Raw genomic sequence first — 20,932 nt, 5'->3', positions numbered from 1 at the left:
CCGCTGGGACATACTTGAGCGGTGTCCGACTCCGCAACCCTCCAGCCCGATGCCACCGACCAGCTGAAGACCGCGCTCGCCGAGCGGATCCTCGTGATGGACGGCGCCATGGGCACGATGATCCAGCGTGAGGGTCTGGGAGAGGCCGACTACCGCGGCGAGCGGTTCGCCGACTGGGAGAGCGACCTCAAGGGCAACAACGACCTGCTCAGCATCACCCAGCCGGACATCATCCTGGGCATCCACACGGCATACCTCGATGCGGGCGCCGACCTCATCGAGACCAACACCTTCAACGCCCAGCGGATCTCCCTCGCCGACTACGGCATGCAGGACCTCGCGTACGAGCTCAACCTCGAGTCGGCGCGACTGGCCCGCCGTGCCTGTGACGCGATGAACGCGAAGACCCCGGACCAGCCGCGATGGGTGCTGGGCGCCCTCGGCCCCACGAACCGCACCGCCTCGATCTCCCCGGACGTCAACGACCCGGGCAAGCGCAACATCACCTTCGACGAGCTCGTGGAGGCCTACCTCGAGCAGGCCCGCGGCCTCGTCGACGGGGGCAGCGACCTGCTGATCGTCGAGACGATCTTCGACACCCTCAACGCCAAGGCCGCGATCTTCGCCCTCGAGACGCTGTTCGAGGAGCACGAGCGCCGCTGGCCCGTCATCATCTCGGGCACCATCACCGACGCGTCGGGACGCACCCTGTCGGGGCAGGTCACCGAGGCGTTCTGGAACTCGGTGCGCCACGCCCGACCCCTCGCCGTGGGGCTCAACTGCGCGCTCGGCGCCGCCGAGATGCGGCCGTATGCCGCGGAGCTGGCCCGCGTCGCCGACACCTTCGTCTCGTGCTACCCCAACGCCGGCCTCCCCAACGCGTTCGGCGAGTACGACGAGACGCCGGACGCGATGGCCGCCGTCGTGGGCGAGTTCGCACAGGCCGGCATGGTCAACCTGCTCGGCGGCTGCTGCGGCACGACACCCGACCACATTGCCGCGATCGCCAAGGCGGCCGCAGACCAGAAGCCCCGCGTGCCGGTGGAGGTCCAGCCGGCCCTGCGGCTCTCCGGTCTGGAACCCCTCACCGTCACCGAGGAGTCGTTGTTCGTCAACGTCGGTGAGCGCACGAACATCACGGGCTCCGCGCGGTTCCGCAAGCTCATCCAGGCCGAGGACTACGGCACCGCCCTCAACGTCGCGCGCCAGCAGGTGGAGTCGGGTGCGCAGGTCATCGACATCAACATGGACGAGGGCATGATCGACGGCGTCGCCGCGATGGACCGCTTCGTCAAGCTCGTGGCGACCGAGCCGGACATCTCGCGGGTCCCCCTCATGGTCGACTCCTCCAAGTGGGAGGTCATCGAGGCCGGGCTGAAGTGCGTCCAGGGCAAGTCGATCGTCAACTCCATCTCGATGAAGGAGGGCGTGGAACCGTTCATCGAGCACGCCCGGCTGTGTCGCAAGTACGGCGCGGCGGTCGTGGTGATGGCGTTCGACGAGGACGGCCAGGCCGACTCCCTCCAGCGGCGCAAGGAGATCTGCCAGCGGGCCTACGACATCCTCACCAAGGAGGTCGGGTTCCCTGCCGAGGACATCATCTTCGACCCCAACATCTTCGCGGTGGCGACGGGCATCGAGGAGCACGCCGCCTACGGCACCGACTTCATCGACGCGACCCGCTGGATCAAGCAGAACCTCCCGGGGGCGCTGGTGTCGGGCGGCGTCTCCAACGTCTCGTTCTCGTTCCGCGGCAACAACGCCGTGCGCGAGGCGATCCACGCCGTGTTCCTCTACCACGCCATCCAGGCGGGCATGGACATGGGAATCGTCAACGCCGGCGCGCTGGTGGTCTACGACCAGGTCGACGCCGAGCTGCGCGAGCGCATCGAGGACGTGGTGCTGAACCGGCGTCCCGACTCCACCGAGCGGCTGCTCGAGATCGCCGACCGCTTCAACACCGGCGACACCAAGCAGGAGGCGATCGCCGAGGAGTGGCGCTCCCTGCCGGTGGGCGAACGCATCACCTACGCACTGGTCAAGGGTCTGGACGAGCACGCCGAGACCGACACCGAGGAGCTCCGCCAGGAGATCTCGGCCCGCGGTGGCCGCCCCATCGAGGTCATCGAGGGTCCGCTGATGGACGGCATGAACGTCGTCGGCGACCTCTTCGGGGCGGGCAAGATGTTCCTGCCCCAGGTGGTGAAGTCGGCCCGGGTCATGAAGAAGGCCGTCGCGTACCTCATCCCCTTCATCGAGGCCGAGAAGACCGAGGCCGAGGTGGCCGAGAACAAGGCCAAGGGCAAGGTCATCATGGCCACGGTCAAGGGCGACGTGCACGACATCGGCAAGAACATCGTCGGGGTCGTGCTGCAGTGCAACAACTACGACGTCGTCGACCTCGGCGTGATGGTCCCGGCCCAGAAGATCCTCGATGCCGCCAGGGCCGAGAAGGCCGACGTCATCGGGCTGTCCGGGCTGATCACCCCGAGCCTGGACGAGATGGTCAACTTCGCCGCCGAGATGGAGCGCCAGGGCTTCGAGCTGCCGCTGCTCATCGGGGGCGCCACCACGTCACGCGCCCACACCGCCGTGAAGGTGGACCAGAAGTACCACGGGCCCGTCGTGTGGGTGAAGGACGCCTCGCGGTCGGTGCCGGTGGTCGCGCAGCTGCTCTCCGACGAGCTGCGGCCCAAGCTGATGGCCGAGGTCAAGGCCGACTTCGACTCCCTGCGGGCTCGCCACGCGGCCAAGTCGACCGAGCGCCCGCTCGTGTCGATCGAGCGGGCTCGTGAGCTGGCCACGCCGATCGACTGGAGCAGCTACCGTCCGCCGGTGCCGCGCTTCGTGGCCGCCCAGGAGAAGGAGCTGCTGCGGCGCCAGTCGGGGGCCCGCAGCACCTCAGTCACGCAGTTCGTCCGCACCTTCAAGGACTACCCGATCGCCGAGCTGCGCGACTACATCGACTGGGGTCCGTTCTTCCTCGCCTGGGAGATGAAGGGTCGCTTCCCCGACATCCTCAACAACCCGGCGACGGGCGAGGCCGCGACGCGGCTCTACCAGGACGCCCAGACGATGCTCGACCAGATCGTCGAGGAGGGCTGGCTGCGCGCCAATGGCGTCATCGGCCTGTTTCCGGCCAGTTCGGTCGGCGACGACATCGAGGTCTACACCGACGAGTCCCGCCAGACCGTGGCGACGACCCTGCACACGCTGCGACAGCAGGGCCAGCACCGCGAGGGCATCCCCAACCGCGCCATGTCCGACTTCATCGCCCCCAAGGACAGCGGACGCTCCGACCACGTCGGTGCCTTCGCCGTCACCGCGGGCCTCGGGTCCCATGACAAGGTCACCGAGTTCAAGGCCGCCATGGACGACTACAACGCCATCCTCCTCGAGGCGCTGGCCGATCGGCTGGCCGAGGCGTTCGCGGAGCGGATGCACGAGCGGGTCCGCCACGACTTCTGGGGCTACGCGCCCGACGAGCACCTGAAGAACTCCGACCTCATCGCGGAGAAGTACGTCGGCATCCGGCCGGCCCCCGGCTACCCGGCGTGCCCCGACCACACCGAGAAGGCCCTGCTCTGGGACCTCCTCCAGGTCGAGGAGAACACCGGCATGGAGCTCACCGAGTCGATGGCCATGTGGCCCGGGGCCTCGGTCTCCGGCTGGTACTTCTCCCACCCGCAGTCGCAGTACTTCGTCGTGGGCCGGCTCGGCCGCGACCAGGTCGAGGACTACGCCGAGCGCAAGGGCTGGACCGTCGCCGAGGCGGAGCGCTGGCTGGCCCCCAACCTCGGGTACCTGCCCGAGGACTGACGGCACGGCGCGGCCCCGTTGTCGGCGCCGCGGCATACCGTGTGCTGCATGGTTCCCGCCCTCTCACCGAGCCGGGCATCGGACTTCAAGCAGTGTCCGTTGCTCTACCGGTTCCGCACCATCGACAAGCTGCCGTCGCCGCCGAGCCCGGCCGCCGCGCGGGGCACGCTGGTGCACGCCGTGCTCGAGCGGCTCTTCGACCTGCCGGCCGACGAGCGCACCCCAGCGGCTGCCCAGGCGTTGCTGGGACCGCAGTGGGAGGCCCTGGTCGAGCAGGAGCCAGAGCTGGCAGCGATGATCGCCGACGACGACAAGCTCACCGAGGCCGGCTGGTTCGGTGACGCGCAGGCCCTCATCGAGACGTGGTTCACCCTCGAGGACCCGACCCGGCTGGAGCCGGCCGAGCGCGAGCTGTATGTCGAGACCGACGTCGACGGGCTGGTGCTGCGGGGCTACGTCGACCGGCTCGACGTGGCTGCCGACGGTGCCATGCGGGTGGTCGACTACAAGACCGGGCGTTCGCCGAGCGAGCTGTTCGAGGGCAAGGCGTTGTTCCAGATGAAGTTCTACGCCCTGGTCCTGTGGCGGCTGCGGGGAGAGATCCCTCGCCTCCTCCAGCTGGTCTACCTCGGCAACGGCGAGGTCGTCCGCTACACGCCCGACGAGCACGACCTGCTGAGCCTGGAGCGCAACCTCAAGGCGGTCTGGACCGCGATCGAGCGGGCGGCCACCACCGGCGACTGGCGGCCCAAGACGTCGCGCCTGTGCGACTGGTGCGACTACCGCGAGTTCTGCCCGGCCTGGGGTGGCACTCCCCCACCGCTGCCCGCCGACGCCGCGCTCATCGCGCTCAACCCCGCCGTGTCCGGCCAGGTCACCCCCGCCGACGAGTGAGGTCGTCCACCCCTACTGCCGCGCCCCGTCGAACAAGGTGCGCAGGTCGCGGGGAGTGAGCCCGCGCAGGCTCGGGGCCTGGACCGCCCCCACGATCACCGGCACCGGCACGACGTGCGGCACCGCCAAGGTCGGCACGCCCGCGGCGACGGCAGACCGCACCCCGGTCGGTGAGTCCTCGATGGCGACACAGTCGGCCACCTCGACGCCGAGGGCCCGCGCGGCCGCGAGGTAGGGCTCGGGGTGGGGCTTGCCGTGCTCCACCTCGTCGCCGGTGATGACCGCGGCGAAGGTGCCCTCCGGGAGCGCGGTGACGACGCTGTCGGCCAGCGACCGCCAGGACATGGTGACCAGGGCGTTGGGCACGCCGGCCGCACCCAGCGCGGTGAGCAGCTCGATGGCCCCGGGACGCCACGGGACGTGCTCGCTGACCTGGGCGATGACCCGCCGGAGCAGGTCCTCGACGATCTCGACCGGCTCGAGCGTGACCGGGCTGTTGTCGCGGATGAACTCGGCGGAGACCATGAGGTCGTTGCCCACCAGCTGGTGGGCGTACTCGTCGTTCCAGACCCCGCCGGCCTCCTCGACGATCGAGTGCTCGGCGTTGATCCAGTAGGGCTCGGTGTCGACGAGGGTGCCGTCCATGTCCCAGAAGACCGCGGCGGGAAGGGCCTCTGCGCGCGGTGCCGGGTGCTCGCGGGCGAGCGGTTGCTGAGACGACATCGCGACGGCCTTCGGGGTGCGGGGGTTGACGGCGCGCCCGACTATACGCAGCCGTGCAGAGGCCTCCGCACCATGGACCGTAGGCTGGGCGCGACAGTGCTGCCGCCCGCAGGGGCGGTGTGGCCTCAAGACCGTGTTTTCGGCAAGGCTGTGTTCTCTCCAGGAAGGAGCGATGGTGATCGAACTCGAAGACGTCCCGGAGCTCAACAATCCCGTCGTGATCGCCGCCTTCGAGGGGTGGAACGACGCGGGCGAGGCGGCCACCGCCGTGATCGACCACCTCATCGACGTGTGGGACGCCGACGCCATCGCGGCGCTCGACCCCGAGGACTACTACGACTTCCAGGTCAACCGGCCACGGGTCGTCCTGGAGGACGGCCGTCGCCGGATCCACTGGCGGACCACCCGGATCCTGGTCGCCCGCTCGGCCGGGCTGGACCGCGACGTCGTGCTCATCCAGGGCATCGAGCCCTCGTTCCGCTGGAGGGCCTTCACGATCGAGCTGATGGAGTTCGCCCAAGAGGTGGGGGCGAGCACCGTGTTCACGCTCGGCGCCCTCATGGCCGACGTGGCGCACACCCGCCCGATCCCGGTCACCGCCACCTCCGACGACGACGACGTGATCCACCGGTTCGACCTCGAGCCGAGTCGCTACGAGGGACCGACCGGCATCGTCGGGGTGCTGGCCGACGCCGCCACCCAGTCGGGGATGCAGTCGTTGTCCTGCTGGGCGGCGGTTCCGCACTACGCCGGCCACTCACCGTCGCCCAAGGCGACCCTCGCGCTGGTCTCGCGGCTCGAGGAGCTCCTCGACGCCACGATCCCGCACGGCGACCTCACCGAGGGCGCCAAGGCCTGGGAGCGTGGGATCAACGAGCTCGCCGACACCGACGAGGAGGTCGCCGAGTACGTCCAGTCGCTCGAGGAGGCCCAGGACACCGCCGACCTGCCCGAGGCGAGCGGGGACGCCATCGCCCGGGAGTTCGAGCGCTACCTGCGACGTCGTGGGCAGGAAGGGCCCGGCTGACCCAGGTCCGCCCGGCTCCGCCAGGGGCGGTTGGGGCTAGACCCTGATGCCGAGGATGGCGTCGAGGGCCCTGGCCAGGACTCCTGCGGAGGTGCTGTCGGCTCCGCCGCGCTGGAGCGTCTGCGTGGCCCAGGCATCGACGGCAGCGAGGGCTCCCGGGGTGTCGAGGTCATCTGCGACGCGGGTGCGGATCGCCTCGACCGTGTCGGCCGAGTCTGGGGCCGAGTTGACCGACAGCGCCGCTCGCCACGTCTCGAGCCGGGCCTGGGCCTGTTCCAGGACTGCGTCGGTCCATGACCACTCGGAACGGTAGTGCTGCGCCAGCAGGGCGAGCCGGATGGCCATCGGGTCGATGCCGTCAGCGCGCAGCTTCGAGACCAGGACCAGGTTGCCCTTGGACTTGCTCATCTTCTCGCCGTCGAGACCCACCATCGCCTGGTGCGTGTAGGTGCGGGCGAAGGGTCGCTGCCCGGTCAGCACGACCGCCTGGGTCGCACTCATCTCGTGGTGGGGGAAGATCAGGTCGGTGCCGCCCCCCTGCACGTCGAACGACATGCCCAGGTGGTCGAGGGCGATCGCCGTGCACTCGATGTGCCAGCCGGGACGGCCCGTGGGCAGGCCCTCCACCGTCCACGACGGCTCTCCGTCGCGGGCGGCCCGCCAGAGCAGGGGGTCGAGCTGGTCGCGCTTGCCCGCGCGGTCGGGGTCGCCACCACGGTCGGCGAAGACGGCCAGCATCTGCGCGCGGCTCCAGTTCGACACCGCCCCGAACCCCTCGTCGGTGGAGATGTCGAGGTAGAGGTCGTCGCCCTCGGAGTCGGGCGTGTCGACGGCGTACGCAGCGCCCTGTTCGAGCAGGGCACGCACTGCGGCACCCACCGGTTTGATGCTCTCGACGACACCCACGTAGTGGTCGGGCGGGATGACGGCCAGCGCGGTCATGTCCTCGCGGAAGAGCGCGATCTCCTCCGCGGCGAGGTCCTCCCAGTCGACACCGTCACGGGTGGCCCGCTCGAGCAGCGGGTCGTCGACGTCGGTGATGTTCTGCACGTACTCGACGTCGTGGCCGGCGTCACGCAGGGCTCGACCCAGGACGTCGAACGTGACGTACGTGGCGGCATGGCCCATGTGGGTCGCGTCGTAGGGCGTGATCCCGCAGACGTACATCCGTGCTGTGGGTCCAGGAGTGATCGCGCGGACCGTCCCGGTCGCCGAGTCGAACACCTGGACGGGATGGCCGGTGCCGGGCACGGCGGGAAGGAATGGGGTGGGCCAGGAGATCACAGCGGAAGCCTACGGGTGGGGCTCAGAGCGGCGGCCACGGGATGGCCGGCCAGTCACCCGAGGGCACCGGGTATGCCGCGTGGTCGAGCAGCGCGGCGCACCTCGCCTGCAACGCGGTCAGCTCGACGGGGGTGAGCAGGGGCGCCAGCTCGGTGCGCAGCTGCGACCCGGATTCCGCGAGGGCGTCGCGGACGCGGGTGATCCGGGCCAGGTCGTCGTCGGGCAGCGGCTGGCCGGCGAAACCCCAGAGGACGGTGCGGAGCTTGGGGTCCTCGTGCAGGCTCACGCCGTGGTCGAAACCACGGAGGCGGTCACCCTCGCGGACCAGGTGCGACCCCTTGCGGTCGGAGTTGTTGATCACTGCGTCGAAGGCGGCGACGGCGCGGACCACCGGACTGTCCTCGTGGACCACGACGACGGGACGCCCTCGTTCGTCCTCACCCCTGAGGACCGCCAGCCACCCGGGCGGCACCGCGTCCGGGGTGACGAGGTCGACCACGAGGTCGGGCTCCGTCGTCGGGTCGCCCACCCAGCGCTGCACCGATCCGGGACCTCGTGGCCCGTCGCGCAGGACGGTCTCGGGCACCACGTCCCACCCGCCGGCCGAGCTGATCAGGTGGGCTGCGACCTCGCGGGCGGCCAGCGACCCGTCGGGGAAGTCCCAGAGCGGTCGCTCACCCCGGATCGGCTTGTAGATGGCCAGTGGTCCCTCGTCGTCCTCGAGCCGAACGAGCAGGGCGAGGTTGGAGGCGTCGGCCAGCGCCCCGAGCACCACCAGGTCTGCGCGCGTCAGGAGGTCGAGGGTGACCGACGGGCCGCCTGCGGGCTGGGTCAGCGCTTGTACCCGTTCGCGCGGGGGCAGATGTGCCCCTCGGGTTCGAGCGGGCCACCGCAGAACGGGCAGGGGGGTCGGCCGGCCGAGACGACGGACTGGGCGCGCCTCGCGAACGCGCGCGCCCTCGACGGGGGCAGCACGACCCTCATCTGGCGCGGTTCCCCGGCGAGGACCTCGGGGTCGACCCCGGCCTCCGGGTCGTCGGGATCACGGTCGAGGGCCTCGATGACGACGACCTGTCGGCCCTCGTCCCAGGCCAGGCTCAGCGTGGTGACGCGGAAGTCGTCCTCGATGGGAGTGTCCAGCGGGGCGTTGTCGACCACCTCGGCGGCCGCGTGGTCGGCGCCCGCTCCCCCGGCATAGCTGTCGAGCAGGTCGTTGATGCGGTCGGCGAGGACGGACACCTGCTGCTTCTCCAGCGAGACGCTGGTGAGTCGGCGTCCCTCGCTCGCCTGGAGGAAGAAGGTCCGCTGTCCCGGCGGACCGACGGTGCCGGCGACGAACCGGTCCGGTGGATCAAACTCGACGAGCCCCATGGCAAAACTCTAACCGGCTCCCCCACCGACGGCCGCGTCGCCCGACGCGGGCGCGTCCGGTGGCGGCTGGAACCGGGAGAGGTCCGGGGCCAGGTCGTTGGCCGCGAGGAGGAACGTGTGCGGGTCGCCGTACCGCACGACCGAGACCGACGCGGGGTCGGCGGTGTACCGCTGGAACTTCGCCAGGCCCGACCCGGTCGCCTCGGCCAGCGTCGCCTTCAGCAGGTCGCCGTGCGTGACCGCGACCCACAGCGCGGACTGCCCCGAGGCGGCCGAGACCTCGGCGTCGTGGCGCCGCACCGCGGCGACGACCCGGTCACTCATCTCGCGCAGGCTCTCGGCGGCATACCGGTCGTCGTCGGGGAAGCGCGCGGTCTCGGGGTCGTCCTGGACGGTCCGCCACAACGGTTCCTTGGCCAGGTCCTTGAGGGCGCGACCGGTCCAGGCGCCGTAGGCGCACTCCTGCAGCTCGTCGTCCACCGTGACCTCGAGGCCGGCGGCTGCTGCGAGGGGCGCGGCGGTCTCGAGACAGCGTTCGAGGGGACTGCTCACCACCCGCACCACGGGCAGGTCGCGGAACCGCTCGGCGAGCCGCTCGGCCTGCTCACGGCCCTTCTCGGTCAGGTGCATGCCGGGCAGCCGGCCCGCGAGGACACCGTCCCCGTTGGCGCTCGAGTGGCCGTGGCGGACCAGCAGGACGGTGGGCACGTGCGCACTCTACGGCGCGGCGTCCAACTTCACGGCGGGTTGCTCGCGGGACTGCCCGGGACGTGGTGGAGTAGGCCCGTGATCGTGGACCAGGCCATCTACCGCCAAGGCCGGCGGCTTCCGTGCGGCGACCTCAGCGACGCCCTCGAGGACCTTCGCGGTGGCGACGACCCGCACGCGTTCCTGTGGATCGGGCTGAAGAACCCGACCGACGCCGAGTTCGACCTCGTCAACGACGAGCTCAAGCTCCACCCGCTGGCGGTCGAGGACGCCGTCAAGGGCAACCAGCGGCCCAAGGTCGAGCTCTTCGACAACACCATCTTCGTGGTGATGAAGACCTTGAGGTACATCGAGGAGACCTCGGACGTCGAGACCGGCGAGGTGATGCTCTTCGTCGGGGACCGGTTCGTCGTCACCGTGCGGCGCGGCGAGGCCAACCCGCTCGCGGGGGTGCGCCACGGCCTCGAGGGCAATGCCGACGCGCTGCGCTTCGGGGCCATCGCGGTCGTGCACGCGGTGATGGACAGCCTCGTCGACAACTACGTCTCCATCGACGCCGAGCTCCAGAAGGACCTCGAGGACATCGAGGCGTCGGTGTTCACCGGCGCCAACCGGGTCAGCTCGGCCACCATCTACCGGCTCAAGCGCGAGGTCCTGGAGTTCCGGCGCGCAGCCGTCCCCCTGGCGGCACCGCTCAAGATGCTCCACGACGGGTCACGGTCGCCGCTGCCGCAGAAGGAGGTGCGGCTGCTCTTCCGGGACGTGGCCGACCACCTGCTGCGCGTCATCGACCACGTGGAGTCCTACGACCGGCTGCTCACCGACATCCTCAACGCGCACCTGGCCCAGATCACCGTCCAGCAGAACTCAGACATGCGCAAGATCTCGGCGTGGGTCGCCATCGCCGCCGTCCCCACGATGATCGCCGGCATCTACGGCATGAACTTCGAGAACATGCCCGAGCTGAAGTGGCACTACGGCTACTTCATCGTCGTGGGCATCATGGCGGCCGCCTGCTTCGGCCTCTACCGCGCCTTCCGGAAGTCCGGGTGGCTGTAGGCGCCTATGTCGCCGTCATCCACCCGGCCGCCAGCACCACGAGCAGCACGAGGCCGAGGGCCACGCGGTACCAGACGAAGGCCGTGATCTTGTTGCTGCTGACGAACTTGAGCAGCCAGGCGATCGACGCGTAGGCCACCACGAAGGACACGATGACGCCGAGGATGATCGGGCCCACGCCGAGTAGCTTGAGGTGGTCGGTCTCGCTCAACAGCTCGAAGACACCGGCTGCCGTGAGGGCCGGGATCGCCATGAAGAACGACAGCCTGGTCGCGGTGAGCCGGTCCAGGCCTCGGAACAGCCCGGCCGAGATCGTCGCACCCGAGCGGGACACCCCCGGCACCAGGGCTGCGCACTGGACCAGGCCGATGACGATCCCGTCGGTCAGCGTCACCTGTCCCTCACCGCGCTCCTCACCCCGGGTGGTCAACGCCGCATGACGGCTCTCGGCGAGCCACATCACGGCGCTCCAGGCGATGAGGGCGGTGGCGACGACCCACAGGCTGCGCAGGCCCCCGCTGATGAGGTCCTTGGCGGCGAAGCCGACGATCCCCACCGGGATCGAGCCGACGATGACCGCCCAGGCGAGCTGGTAGTCGTGGTGGGTGCGAGCCTGGGCGCTGCCGAGCCCGGCGAACCAGGCACCGAGCAGCCGCACGATGTCCTTGCGGAAGTACAGCAGCGTGGCGACGATCGCGCCGAGCTGGATGACCGCGGTGTAGGCCGTGACCCCCGGGGCGTCGACCGTCAGGCCGAGCAGCTTCTCGGTGATGGTCAGGTGGCCGGTGGAGGAGACCGGGAGGAACTCGGTCAGGCCTTCGACGATGCCGAGGATGAGGGCGTCGAGATAGCTCAGGGTCAACGGTCTGCTTTCGGTTCAGTGGTTCCGGGAGCGGTGCGGCGCCGAGGTCAGAGGCCAGTCTCCCCCATCAGCTCGGCCATCGTCCGCACGACATGCAGCCGGTCCTCGAGACCACCCGCGAACGGGGCGATGGACAGGGTGCCGGTGCCTGCCTCGGCGTACCTCGCCATCCGGTCACGGATCCGGTCGCGAGGCCCGATGAGGGCCGTGGCGTCGATGAACTCGAAGGGCACGGCCGCCGCCGCGTCGCGGTGCTGCCTGGCGAGGAACAGGTCCTGGACCTGCGCGGCAGCCTCCTCGAACCCCATGCGGACGGCGAGCTGGTTGTAGAAGTTCTGCTCGCGCGACCCCATGCCCCCGATGTAGAGCGCGGCGTAGGGCCGGATCGCGTCAGCCGCGGCCTCCACGTCGTCGGCGATGACGACCGGCACCGACGGCGCGAGGTCGAAGCCCTCGAGCGGGTCCTCCTCGGTCCCCTTCCCGGCACGGCGGCGCCCCGTCACGACGGACTGCACGAGGTCGCCCGAGTGCTCGGGGCTGAAGAAGATCGCGTGCCAGCCGTCGGCGACCTCACCGGCCAGCTCGAGGTTCTTCGGCCCCACCGCTGCGAGGTAGATGGGGAGGTCGGGGCGCGGCGGGTGCACCGTGAGCTTGAGGGCCTTGCCCGGGCCGTCTGGCAGCGGCAACGTGAAGTGCCGCCCGGAGTAGGCGAGGCTCTCGCGGCGCAGCGCCATCCGCACGATCTCGACGTACTCGCGGGTGCGCCCCAGCGGCGCGGCGAAGGGCACCCCGTGCCACCCCTCGCTGACCTGCGGGCCACTGACCCCCAGCCCGAGCCGGAAGCGACCCTTCGAGAGCGTGTCGAGGGTGGCCGCGGTCATCGCCGTCATCGCGGGAGTCCGCGCCGGGATCTGCATGACCGCGGCCCCGAGGTCGATCCGCTCGGTGAGCGCCCCGATCCACGAGAGCACCGTGGGCACGTCCGACCCGTACGCCTCGGCGGCCCACGCCACGGCATACCAGAGGCGGTCGGCCTCCTGCGCGACGGCGACGTTGTCCTGGTCGACACCCATGCCGAAGTAGCCGAGGTTCACTCCGAGTTCCATGGGAGCGAGGTTAGCGGCGGGTGCACCGCGAGACGGCGGTGCGGGCCGACTACCGTACGGAACCATGCGCCAGCGACGAATGGGGACCTCCGGGCTGTCGGTGTCCCGCCTTGCCCTCGGCACGATGACCTGGGGCCGGACGACCGACGAGGAGGGCGCGCGCGAGCAGCTGCGCACGTTCCTCGACGCCGGGGGCACCCTGGTCGACACGGCCCACGGCTACTCCGACGGCGCGTCCGAGGAGATCATCGGCCGGCTGATCGACGACGACGTGGCCCGCGAGGACCTCGTCATCTGCACCAAGTCGGGCATCTCGCGGCGGTCGGGCCACCGGGTCGTCGACACCTCGCGGCACAGCCTGCTGGGCCAGCTCGACACCTCGCTCGAACGACTCGGCACCGACCACGTCGACCTGTGGCTCGTGCACACGTGGTCCGACGAGGCCCCGCTCACCGAGACGCTGTCGGCGCTGGAGTGGGCCGTCAACACCGGCCGGGCCCGCTACGTGGGCGTCTCCAACTTCAGTGGGTGGCAGGTCGCCCGCGCCATGTCGCTGCTGGAGCAGGCGCGGGTGCCACTGGTGGCCAACGAGGTGGAGTACTCCCTGACGAACCGCACGGCCGAGCCCGACCTCCTCGCCGCCGCGCAGGCCCTCGGCTTCGGGCTGCTCCCCTGGTCACCGCTCGGCCGCGGAGTCCTGACCGGCAAGTACCGCAACGGGATCCCGGCCGACTCCCGCGCTGCCTCGCGGGACTTCCCGCGCTTCACCGCGCGCTACCTCGACGACCGCAGCACCGGCATCGTGGAAGCGCTGGCCATCGCCGCCAAGGGACTGGACGTCAGTCCCACCGAGGTCGCCCTGGCGTGGGTGCGGGACCGTCCCGGTGTCGTCAGTCCCGTGGTCGGGGCCCGCACCACCGCCCAGCTGCGGACCTCACTGGCCAGCGAGTCGCTCGAGCTGCCCGAGGAGCTCGTGGCCGCCCTCGACGAGGTGTCTGCCTGAGGTCAGGTGGACCACAGGTCCACCTGACGGCTCAGCGCTCGACGTCGTAGTCCGCGTCGTCGAGGCCCGAGTAGACGCTGCCGTCGCCGTCCTCGTCGCCGTGGTCGTCGAGCTCGTCGTCGTCCTCGTCGTCCTCGCGGTCCTCGTCGTCTTCGTCGTCGTCGTCTTCGTCGTCGTCACCGTCATAGATGTCGAGGGGCGTCATCTCGCCGTAGGCCTGCAGGAGGGCGTCGTCGTAGGACGCGAAGGCGTCGGCCAGGTCGTCGTACGCCGCGATCACGGTCGGGTCTTCCTCGCCCCGCTTGGAGGCCGATGCCTCGAGGTGCCGCTCGAACGCGGTCATGAGGTTGGCCAGCGCGCCACGCGGGTCTGCGGTCATGTCCCGACGGTAGCGGTTTCTGCGGCAAAATGGCGCTCGATGGTTGAGTACGAGTACCGCGTGGTGAGCTTCACGCGAACAGATTCACGATCCGACATCCGCCGGACGTTGACCGAGCATGCCGAGTACGGCCACTGGGAGCTCCACCGCACCCGGATCTACCTCGGTGGCCAGCAGCGGACCTGGTTGCGTCGCAAGATCATCCGCGTGCCCCGCCCGCACTGACGCGCGGCCCGGCACCGGCTGGGTATGCCGCGTCGCAGGCGACGCGGCATACCGTCAGCAGGTGGCGATGAAGCGCTGGAGGACCCGCGTGCCGAACTCGAGCGCGGACACGGGCACGCGCTCGTCGATGCCGTGGAACATCGGCGCGAAGTCCAGGTCGGCCGGGAGCTGGAGCGGGGCGAAGCCGTAGCCGGTGATGCCGAGCTTGCTCAGGGCCTTGTTGTCCGTGCCCCCCGACAGGCAGTAGGGCAGCACCTCGGCGCCGGGGTCCTCAGCCAGCAGGGCAGCCTTCATCGCGTCGACGAGCGGACCTTCGAAGGGCGCGTCGAGGGCGATGTCCCGGTGGACGATGTCGACCGTGACGTGCTCGCCGGCCAGCTCCCGGATGGTGTCGAGGAGCTCGTCGTCGTGACCCGGCAGGAACCGGCAGTCGAGGGATGCCGAGGCGCTCTGCGGGATGACGTTGTGCTTGTAGCCGGCCTCGGCCATCGTGAAGTTGGCGGTGTCCTGGAGGGTCCCGCGCACGAACCCTTGGGCTCCGCCGAGGTGGTCGAGGAGCTCGTCGAGGTCCTCGTCGGAGTAGGGCGTGCCGGTCAGGTCGGACAAGCCGTCGAGCAGCTCGCGGACCGAGGCGATGTACTCGCGGGGCCACTTGTGCTCGTTGACCCGGGTGATCGCCTCGGCGAGGCGGACGAGGGCGTTCTCGTCGTTGGGCACCGAGCCGTGGCCGGCGCGGCCGTGGGCGGTGAGCCGCAGCCAGAGGATGCCCTTCTCGGCGGTCTGCACCAGGTACGCGCGCGTCTGGCCGTCGGCCGTGGGGACGGTGACGCTGTAGCCGCCCACCTCGGAGACCGCCTCACTGACTCCCTCGAAGAGCTCGGGGTGGTGGTCGACGACGTGGTGGCTGCCCTTGACCCCACCCGCCTCCTCGTCGGCGAAGAAGGCGAAGACGACGTCGCGCGGCGGCTTGGCGCCCCGACGGGCGAGATCGCGGATGTTGGCCAGGATCATCGCGTCCATGTCCTTCATGTCGACCGCACCGCGCCCCCAGATGCAGCCGTCCTTGAGCTCTGCACCGAGCGGGTCCACCTGCCAGTCACCGGCGTTCGCCGGCACGACGTCGAGGTGCCCGTGGATGCAGAGGGCCGGTCGCTCGCGGTCCTCCCCCTCGATCCGCACCACCACGCTGGTGCGACCCGGGTCGCTCTCGACCACGGTGGGTTCCAGCCCGACCTCGCGCAGCTGCGCGACGACGTAGTCGGCGGCCTCACGCTCGCCGGGTCCGCTGCCGTCGCCGTAGTTGGTGCTGTCGATGCGGATCAGGTCGCGGCACAGGCGCACGACCTCGTCGACGGGGCTGGTGGGCTCGGTGACCTCGCTCATGGCGTCCAGACTAGGCGCGTCGGGTATGCCGTGCCCGTGACGGTTCGCCGGGTTTCGTTGGGGGCTGGGCCGTTTGGGAGAAGAGGTGGCCTGCGTGCTATCGTTCCGGGTCGCAGCAGGCGCTCCCCAAGGGGCCTGTGAAGCACCTTGTCCGGGTGGCGGAATGGCAGACGCGCTAGCTTGAGGTGCTAGTGCCCTTTATCGGGCGTGGGGGTTCAAGTCCCCCTCCGGACACCACTGCCGGGGCGAAAGCCCCTGCATCTGGCTTTTCTGGCCCCCTTACCGGCCCGGCATCGCCGCACCTCAGGACCTTCGGCCCTTCGAGGCCCCACGCGCACGCACGATCGTGGGAGTGGAGGTGGACCTGATGACCACGAACCTGGGGTCACGAAACGCTCTGATCGCACGGAACAGTCGACCCTCGCCGCCCAAGCCGGCCAGCATCGTCCCTGCCGCCACCAGGGCGGTGGGAGGCTTCTTCCTCGCGATGGGCGGGATCCACGTCGGCATCGTCGCTGCGGACACCGAGACGTACCGCCATTTCGCCGACCACCCGTTGTTCGGGTTCGTGCGGACCGGCTGGGCTGACGTCTTCATGGCCGCCCCGGTCTGGTGGGGGCTGGCCCTGGCGGCCGCAGAGCTGCTCATGGGGGCGCTGTTGCTGCGCGGCGGTTCGGCAGCGCGCGTCGGTTGGGTGGGCGTGATCACGTTCCACGTATTGCTGATGCTCTTCGGGTGGGGCATCTGGGCCTGGTGCGTCCCTGCTCTGTACATCCTGGTGCGCGGGGCCCGCAGTGACTGGACCAGCCTCGGCGCGCAGCGCCTGGCGTGACCAGCGCGCCCGGCGCGTTGGGGTGGGTCCCCGAGGTCCATCGTCCAGCGCCCGGCCGCCGCATGAATCGGCATGCCCTGCAACGGGAAGCATTCCGCGGCGGGACCTAAGGCACTGTCCCCGAGGTCAGCCCCCGGCTCCACTGGGGGGTGGGCAGCCACCCGGGCCGCCCTGATCTAGGAGTGGACAGACATGAAGGCACTCGTTTACCACGGCCCCGGCCAGAAGGCGTGAGAGGACGTCCCCGACCCGGCCATCACGGCTGACACGGACGCGATCGTCAAGGTTGACGCCGTGACCATCTGCGGTACTGACCTGCATATCCTCAAGGGCGACGTGCCCGCGGTCACGCCCGGACGCATCCTGGGTCATGAGGCGGTCGGCACGGTGCAGGAAGTCGGCGCAGGGGTCAAGAACGTCAAGCCCGGCGACCGGGTCCTCGTGTCCTGCATCACCTCGTGCGGGGCCTGCAGGTTCTGCCGCGAAGGTCGCTACGGACAGTGCCTGGGTGGCGGTGGCTGGATCCTGGGTCACAAGATCGACGGCACGCAGGCCGAGCTCGTCCGGGTGCCGTTCGCCGACACCTCCACGTTCCCGGTCCCCGATGGCGTGAGTGATGAGGAAGTGCTCATGCTCGCCGACATCGGGCCGACGGGTTACGAGGTCGGGGTGTTGAACGGCAAGGTCGCACCCGGCGACACCGTCGCGGTCGTCGGCGCAGGCCCCATCGGCCTCTCGGTGATCATGGGTGCCAGGCTGTTCAGTCCGGCCCACGTCGTGGCGATCGACCTCGCTGACTCCCGCCTCGAGGCCGCGAAGCGGTTCGGCGCCGATGTCACCATCAACCCCTCGCGCGAAGACGCTGTCGCCATCGTCCGTGGGCTCACCGACGGGCTTGGCGCGGACGTGGCCGTCGAAGCGGTGGGTATCCCCGCGACGTTCGAACAGTGCACGTCGCTGGTGCGACCAGGCGGAACCGTGGCCAACGTCGGGGTCCACGGCGGACCGGCTGTCCTGCACCTCGAGGACCTCTGGATCAAGGACGTGACCATCACGACCGGACTCGTCGACACGTACTCGACGCCCACACTGTTGCGGCTCGTCGCCAGCGGGCAGGTCGACGTGGCACGGTTCGTCACCCACCGGTTCGGTCTGGGCGACTTCCTCGAGGCGTATGACGTGTTCGCAGACGCGGCGCGGACGCAGGCCCTCAAGGTCGTCCTCACCGCCTGACCGCACCATGGAGGAGGTTGCGCTACCAACCCGCCACCAAGGAGAGACATGATCGAGCACAGCCTGGCCCCCACGACACACACGGTCGAGCTCGAACAGATCCGTGCGATCAACACCGCCCTCTCACACGGTCGGCGGGTGACCGCGCAGACCCTTGGTCTGACCTCCGCGGTGGCGCCCGACAGCGTGCTGCTGGCCCTCGAGGGCGTGGGTCCCCCCTCCTACCCGTACGTCTTCGCTGACTTCTCCGGAGGACCCCGCAATGCGGTCGTGCGGGTAGAGCTGCACACCGCCAACCTGCGAGCGATCACCCGTGCCCTGTCCCTGCCGTCGCAGGTGTGGGGGGTCTGACATGTCGCCGGTCCAGCCCGACCCGGGGCCCGCTGGTGTGGCGGGCGGATCGGGGCCCGACGTGAGTCGTGACGGGTACCGGATCGAGCTCGCGACCCTGCGGGACCAAGCCACGCTGGTCGTCCGTGGCACGGTGGGTGAGCCCGAGATCGGCGCATTCCTCGCGGGGGCATTCGGGCGGGTGCCAGTAGTCGCCCAGGGCAACGGCATCACGCTCTCCGGGCCGCCGTTCGCCAAGATCCTCCCGCAGGCCGACGGCAGCCTGCACATCGAGGCGGGCTATCCCGTCAGCGGGATGCCGCTCGGCCAGGGCGTCGTCATGGGGTCACACCTGCCGGGTGGCCCGGCGCTGCGCACCACCCACAGGGGTGACTACGCGCAGGCCCGTCACGCACACGAGGCCCTGCACGCCTTCGCTGCCTGTCACGACATGAGACCCGCCGGCGACTCCTGGGAGGTCTATGTCGATGAGCCTGACGTCGCCCAGCCCCGGACCGTCGTCGTGCTCCCGATCCGACCTGCCGACGGGTGACACGGCGTCGGACGCTGCCCGCACCGCACCTGGGGCCGCTGCCAGCCCCCTCGCGAACCCGTCGGGCGCACGCCGCACCGGCTCCGGGACGAAGTGCCCTGTGGGGAACCCGCGACCAGCAGCACCGTGAGGTGTACACCGCAACGCCAGGAGAGACCATGTCCCTACATCCCGACACCCGCCGGCCCGTCGTGGTCGGAGTCGACGGCTCGCCGCACGGCGAACGTGCCCTCGACTGGGCAGCCACCGAAGCCGCGCTGCTCGGCTCCCCACTGGTGGTCCTGAGGGCGTTCACGTCCGGCTACCCGGCCGCCCGCTCGGGCGTCCCCGGCGAGCCCAGCAGGCAGCCGTCGGATGTCATCGCGACCACCGCCGAGCACGGCTGCACCGCCGCCGTCGACCACGCCAGACTCCGTCACCCCGAGCTGCTCGTGACGGGACACACGGTGGACGACGAGCCGAGCGAGGCCCTGGTCGAGGCGTCCCGCACCGCAGACCTGGTGGTCGTCGGCGCGCGGGGGCTCGGCCGCGTCCGCGGCCTCCTCATGGGCTCGGTGTCGTCCCAGGTCGCCATTCGTGCGCACTGCCCGGTCGTGGTGGTCCGTGAGGCACCGAGCCGTTCGGTGCCCGACCTGCGCGTCGTCGTCGGCGTGGATGGCTCCACCGACCCGACCGAGGCCCTCCGGTTCGCCTTCGAGGCCGCCTCCCGGCGTGGTGGGGGGATCACGGTCGTCCACACCTGGGACCTTCCCCTCGACGACGCCGAAGCACCGCCCATGGCGGGCGAGGCGCGGGAGGTCGAGGAGCGGGAGCGCGCCGCCGTCGCTCAGTCCCTGGCCGGCTTCGCCGCCGAGTTCCCGACCGTCGACGTCCGCCGACACGTCGTGCGCGGTCATGCGGTGGACGAGCTCGTCCGGCAGAGCGCCAACGCCGCCCTGCTCGTGGTCGCTGCCCGGGGCCGTGGCGCCACCAAGGGACTCATCCTCGGATCGACGTCACAAGGTGTCCTCCACGACGCCCACTGCCCGGTGGCGGTCATCACCCCGAGGGCGCACGACGTGGCCACCGCGAACTCACGCCACGGATCGGCCCACGCCCAGCAGGCGCGGTCCTGACCGAGGACGGCACCCAGCCGAGAGGGGACTCTGCCGCCTGCCCTACAGGTCCGGCACGACCACCACGGGACACCCGGCTCGCCCCAGGACCGTCGTCCCGACGCGGCCCAGCCCGCGCCAGGCACCGATGTCCTGCGACCGCGCACACGGCTCCATGGTCGCACCGATGACCACCAACCCGGCCCGACGAGAGCTGTGCACCAGCGCGGCGGCCGGGTCCAGCCGTTCGACCCGCGTCCGGGTCGCCAGCGCAGGGCAGAGCTCATGGACCTGCCCCTCGGTCGTGTGAGCCGCCTCCGCGGCGGCTGCCGCCACGGCGCGCACCCACTGGGCCGCGGAGTCGAAGCCCGCTGCGACGCGAGCCCACTCCCTCGCCGGTGGCAGCGACCAGGCGCTGACGATGGTCAGCGGCACCCCACGCAACTGTGCCGTGTATGCCGCGAAGTCCAGCGCGGCCCGCGACGTGAGGTCCGCGCCCACCCCCACGACCACCGGGAGATGGGCACGCCGGGCATCGATCGCGCCCCGCGCGACGACCAGAGGACAGCGGACGTGGTCAGCCAGCACCAGCGAGGTCGAGCCGACCGCACTGGACACCGGCCCGTCCTGGGCGCGCTGGCCGACGACCAGCAGGGCAGCCCGCGAGGACTCGGCCGCGAGGACTCCCGCTGCGTGTCCTGGGATGCACACCCCGCTGACGCGGTGCTTGTCGAGCAGCGTGGACGCCAACCGGAGCCCACCCTCCATCACGAGACCAGCCTCCTGGTGCGTGCCGTCGTCATCGCCCGCGCTCGTCGAGCCGTAAGGGATCGCCCGGACCAGCCTGAGGGCCAGGCCACGCTGCGCAGCCTCGCGCGCCGCCCAGAGCACTGCGCTCCTGGCGCGACCGGAGCCGTCGTAGCCGACGACGACGGAGGTGTCCCGCTTCATCTCAAGCCTTTCGGTTCGGCCGGCGACCGTCCTTGCACCCACTGTCTGTCCGCAGCCGCGACCTGGCACGGGGCCTAGGTCCCGGATCCTCCGCCG

21 protein-coding genes and 1 tRNA gene are annotated in these 20,932 nt (G+C 70.5%); 12 read left to right on the top strand and 10 right to left on the bottom strand.

The window, feature by feature from the left end; genetic code table 11:
• Nucleotides 1–21: 21 nt before the first annotated feature.
• Nucleotides 22–3,819, top strand: a complete 3,798-nt coding sequence (gene metH, locus AC1DX8_RS02640) for a methionine synthase (protein ID WP_477628348.1) — start codon at nucleotides 22–24, stop codon at nucleotides 3,817–3,819.
• A 48-nt stretch (nucleotides 3,820–3,867) separates the two neighbouring features.
• Complete coding sequence (locus AC1DX8_RS02635) at nucleotides 3,868–4,713, top strand: RecB family exonuclease (RefSeq protein WP_477628347.1); 846 nt, start codon at nucleotides 3,868–3,870, stop codon at nucleotides 4,711–4,713.
• A 12-nt stretch (nucleotides 4,714–4,725) separates the two neighbouring features.
• Here AC1DX8_RS02635 and AC1DX8_RS02630 read toward each other — a convergent pair whose 3' ends face one another.
• The gene (locus AC1DX8_RS02630) at nucleotides 4,726–5,436 is read right to left on the bottom strand and encodes an HAD family hydrolase (protein ID WP_477628346.1); all 711 of its coding nucleotides are present in this window, start codon (nucleotides 5,434–5,436) and stop codon (nucleotides 4,726–4,728) included.
• Between the two features lie 175 nt (nucleotides 5,437–5,611).
• Here AC1DX8_RS02630 and AC1DX8_RS02625 point away from each other — a divergent pair, with 175 nt between their 5' ends.
• The gene (locus AC1DX8_RS02625; protein ID WP_477628345.1) at nucleotides 5,612–6,463 is read left to right on the top strand and encodes a PAC2 family protein; all 852 of its coding nucleotides are present in this window, start codon (nucleotides 5,612–5,614) and stop codon (nucleotides 6,461–6,463) included.
• Nucleotides 6,464–6,499: 36 nt separating this feature from the next.
• Here the strand turns inward: AC1DX8_RS02625 and mshC are convergent, their stop codons facing one another.
• Genes mshC through AC1DX8_RS02605 form a run of 4 tightly spaced genes read right to left on the bottom strand, consistent with a single transcriptional unit; the run spans nucleotide 6,500 to nucleotide 9,826 of the window.
• The gene (mshC, locus tag AC1DX8_RS02620) at nucleotides 6,500–7,747 is read right to left on the bottom strand and encodes a cysteine--1-D-myo-inosityl 2-amino-2-deoxy-alpha-D-glucopyranoside ligase (RefSeq protein WP_477628344.1); all 1,248 of its coding nucleotides are present in this window, start codon (nucleotides 7,745–7,747) and stop codon (nucleotides 6,500–6,502) included.
• Between the two features lie 22 nt (nucleotides 7,748–7,769).
• Nucleotides 7,770–8,540 carry an SCO1664 family protein gene (locus AC1DX8_RS02615; RefSeq protein WP_477628477.1) on the bottom strand — a complete coding sequence of 257 codons (771 nt, stop codon included), beginning with the start codon at nucleotides 8,538–8,540 and terminating at the stop codon, nucleotides 7,770–7,772.
• A 38-nt stretch (nucleotides 8,541–8,578) separates the two neighbouring features.
• Nucleotides 8,579–9,118 (bottom strand): DUF3090 domain-containing protein, encoded by a 540-nt coding sequence (locus AC1DX8_RS02610; protein WP_477628343.1) that lies wholly within the window; start codon nucleotides 9,116–9,118, stop codon nucleotides 8,579–8,581.
• A 9-nt stretch (nucleotides 9,119–9,127) separates the two neighbouring features.
• Entirely contained in the window at nucleotides 9,128–9,826 is a 699-nt protein-coding gene (locus AC1DX8_RS02605; protein ID WP_477628342.1) for an MSMEG_4193 family putative phosphomutase, read from the bottom strand.
• A gap of 78 nt (nucleotides 9,827–9,904) precedes the next feature.
• On the opposite strand from AC1DX8_RS02605, the gene corA reads away from it, so the two are divergent.
• Entirely contained in the window at nucleotides 9,905–10,885 is a 981-nt protein-coding gene (gene corA, locus AC1DX8_RS02600; RefSeq protein WP_477628341.1) for a magnesium/cobalt transporter CorA, read from the top strand.
• Between the two features lie 4 nt (nucleotides 10,886–10,889).
• Here corA and AC1DX8_RS02595 read toward each other — a convergent pair whose 3' ends face one another.
• Together AC1DX8_RS02595 and AC1DX8_RS02590 are read right to left on the bottom strand one after the other, a co-directional pair.
• Nucleotides 10,890–11,747 (bottom strand): undecaprenyl-diphosphate phosphatase, encoded by an 858-nt coding sequence (locus AC1DX8_RS02595; protein WP_477628340.1) that lies wholly within the window; start codon nucleotides 11,745–11,747, stop codon nucleotides 10,890–10,892.
• 47 nt (nucleotides 11,748–11,794) lie between these two features.
• Nucleotides 11,795–12,853, bottom strand: a complete 1,059-nt coding sequence (locus AC1DX8_RS02590) for an LLM class F420-dependent oxidoreductase (RefSeq protein ID WP_477628339.1) — start codon at nucleotides 12,851–12,853, stop codon at nucleotides 11,795–11,797.
• A gap of 64 nt (nucleotides 12,854–12,917) precedes the next feature.
• On the opposite strand from AC1DX8_RS02590, the gene AC1DX8_RS02585 reads away from it, so the two are divergent.
• Nucleotides 12,918–13,856, top strand: a complete 939-nt coding sequence (locus tag AC1DX8_RS02585; RefSeq protein WP_477628338.1) for an aldo/keto reductase — start codon at nucleotides 12,918–12,920, stop codon at nucleotides 13,854–13,856.
• Nucleotides 13,857–13,887: 31 nt separating this feature from the next.
• Here AC1DX8_RS02585 and AC1DX8_RS02580 read toward each other — a convergent pair whose 3' ends face one another.
• The gene (locus AC1DX8_RS02580; RefSeq protein WP_477628337.1) at nucleotides 13,888–14,235 is read right to left on the bottom strand and encodes a hypothetical protein; all 348 of its coding nucleotides are present in this window, start codon (nucleotides 14,233–14,235) and stop codon (nucleotides 13,888–13,890) included.
• 39 nt (nucleotides 14,236–14,274) lie between these two features.
• Between AC1DX8_RS02580 and AC1DX8_RS02575 the strand changes: the two genes are divergently transcribed.
• Nucleotides 14,275–14,460, top strand: a complete 186-nt coding sequence (locus AC1DX8_RS02575) for a DUF5703 family protein (protein WP_056921039.1) — start codon at nucleotides 14,275–14,277, stop codon at nucleotides 14,458–14,460.
• A 54-nt stretch (nucleotides 14,461–14,514) separates the two neighbouring features.
• Here AC1DX8_RS02575 and AC1DX8_RS02570 read toward each other — a convergent pair whose 3' ends face one another.
• A complete protein-coding gene (locus tag AC1DX8_RS02570) occupies nucleotides 14,515–15,843 on the bottom strand; it encodes a M20/M25/M40 family metallo-hydrolase (RefSeq protein WP_477628336.1) in 1,329 nt (442 codons plus the stop codon).
• A 149-nt stretch (nucleotides 15,844–15,992) separates the two neighbouring features.
• Here AC1DX8_RS02570 and AC1DX8_RS02565 point away from each other — a divergent pair.
• The 6 genes from AC1DX8_RS02565 (at nucleotide 15,993) to AC1DX8_RS02540 (ending at nucleotide 19,906) form a co-directional block, all read left to right on the top strand.
• Nucleotides 15,993–16,080: transfer RNA gene (locus AC1DX8_RS02565), tRNA-Leu, on the top strand.
• Between the two features lie 130 nt (nucleotides 16,081–16,210).
• Nucleotides 16,211–16,675: a hypothetical protein gene (locus AC1DX8_RS02560; RefSeq protein ID WP_477628335.1), complete on the top strand. Its 465-nt coding sequence runs from the start codon at nucleotides 16,211–16,213 to the stop codon at nucleotides 16,673–16,675.
• A gap of 255 nt (nucleotides 16,676–16,930) precedes the next feature.
• Nucleotides 16,931–17,908, top strand: coding sequence for a zinc-dependent alcohol dehydrogenase family protein (locus AC1DX8_RS02555; RefSeq protein WP_477628476.1), 978 nt, complete (start codon nucleotides 16,931–16,933; stop codon nucleotides 17,906–17,908).
• Nucleotides 17,909–17,956: 48 nt separating this feature from the next.
• Nucleotides 17,957–18,259, top strand: a complete 303-nt coding sequence (locus AC1DX8_RS02550) for a hypothetical protein (protein WP_477628334.1) — start codon at nucleotides 17,957–17,959, stop codon at nucleotides 18,257–18,259.
• A gap of 61 nt (nucleotides 18,260–18,320) precedes the next feature.
• Complete coding sequence (locus AC1DX8_RS02545; protein WP_477628333.1) at nucleotides 18,321–18,791, top strand: GyrI-like domain-containing protein; 471 nt, start codon at nucleotides 18,321–18,323, stop codon at nucleotides 18,789–18,791.
• A gap of 158 nt (nucleotides 18,792–18,949) precedes the next feature.
• Nucleotides 18,950–19,906 carry a universal stress protein gene (locus tag AC1DX8_RS02540; protein ID WP_477628332.1) on the top strand — a complete coding sequence of 319 codons (957 nt, stop codon included), beginning with the start codon at nucleotides 18,950–18,952 and terminating at the stop codon, nucleotides 19,904–19,906.
• 42 nt (nucleotides 19,907–19,948) lie between these two features.
• Here AC1DX8_RS02540 and AC1DX8_RS02535 read toward each other — a convergent pair whose 3' ends face one another.
• A complete protein-coding gene (locus AC1DX8_RS02535) occupies nucleotides 19,949–20,836 on the bottom strand; it encodes a universal stress protein (protein WP_477628331.1) in 888 nt (295 codons plus the stop codon).
• Nucleotides 20,837–20,932 lie beyond the last annotated feature (96 nt).

Source organism: Pedococcus sp. P2_A3 (assembly GCF_056405035.1).
The sequence above is the reverse complement of the archived record's forward strand: the minus strand, read 5'-3'. Positions and strand labels throughout refer to the sequence as shown.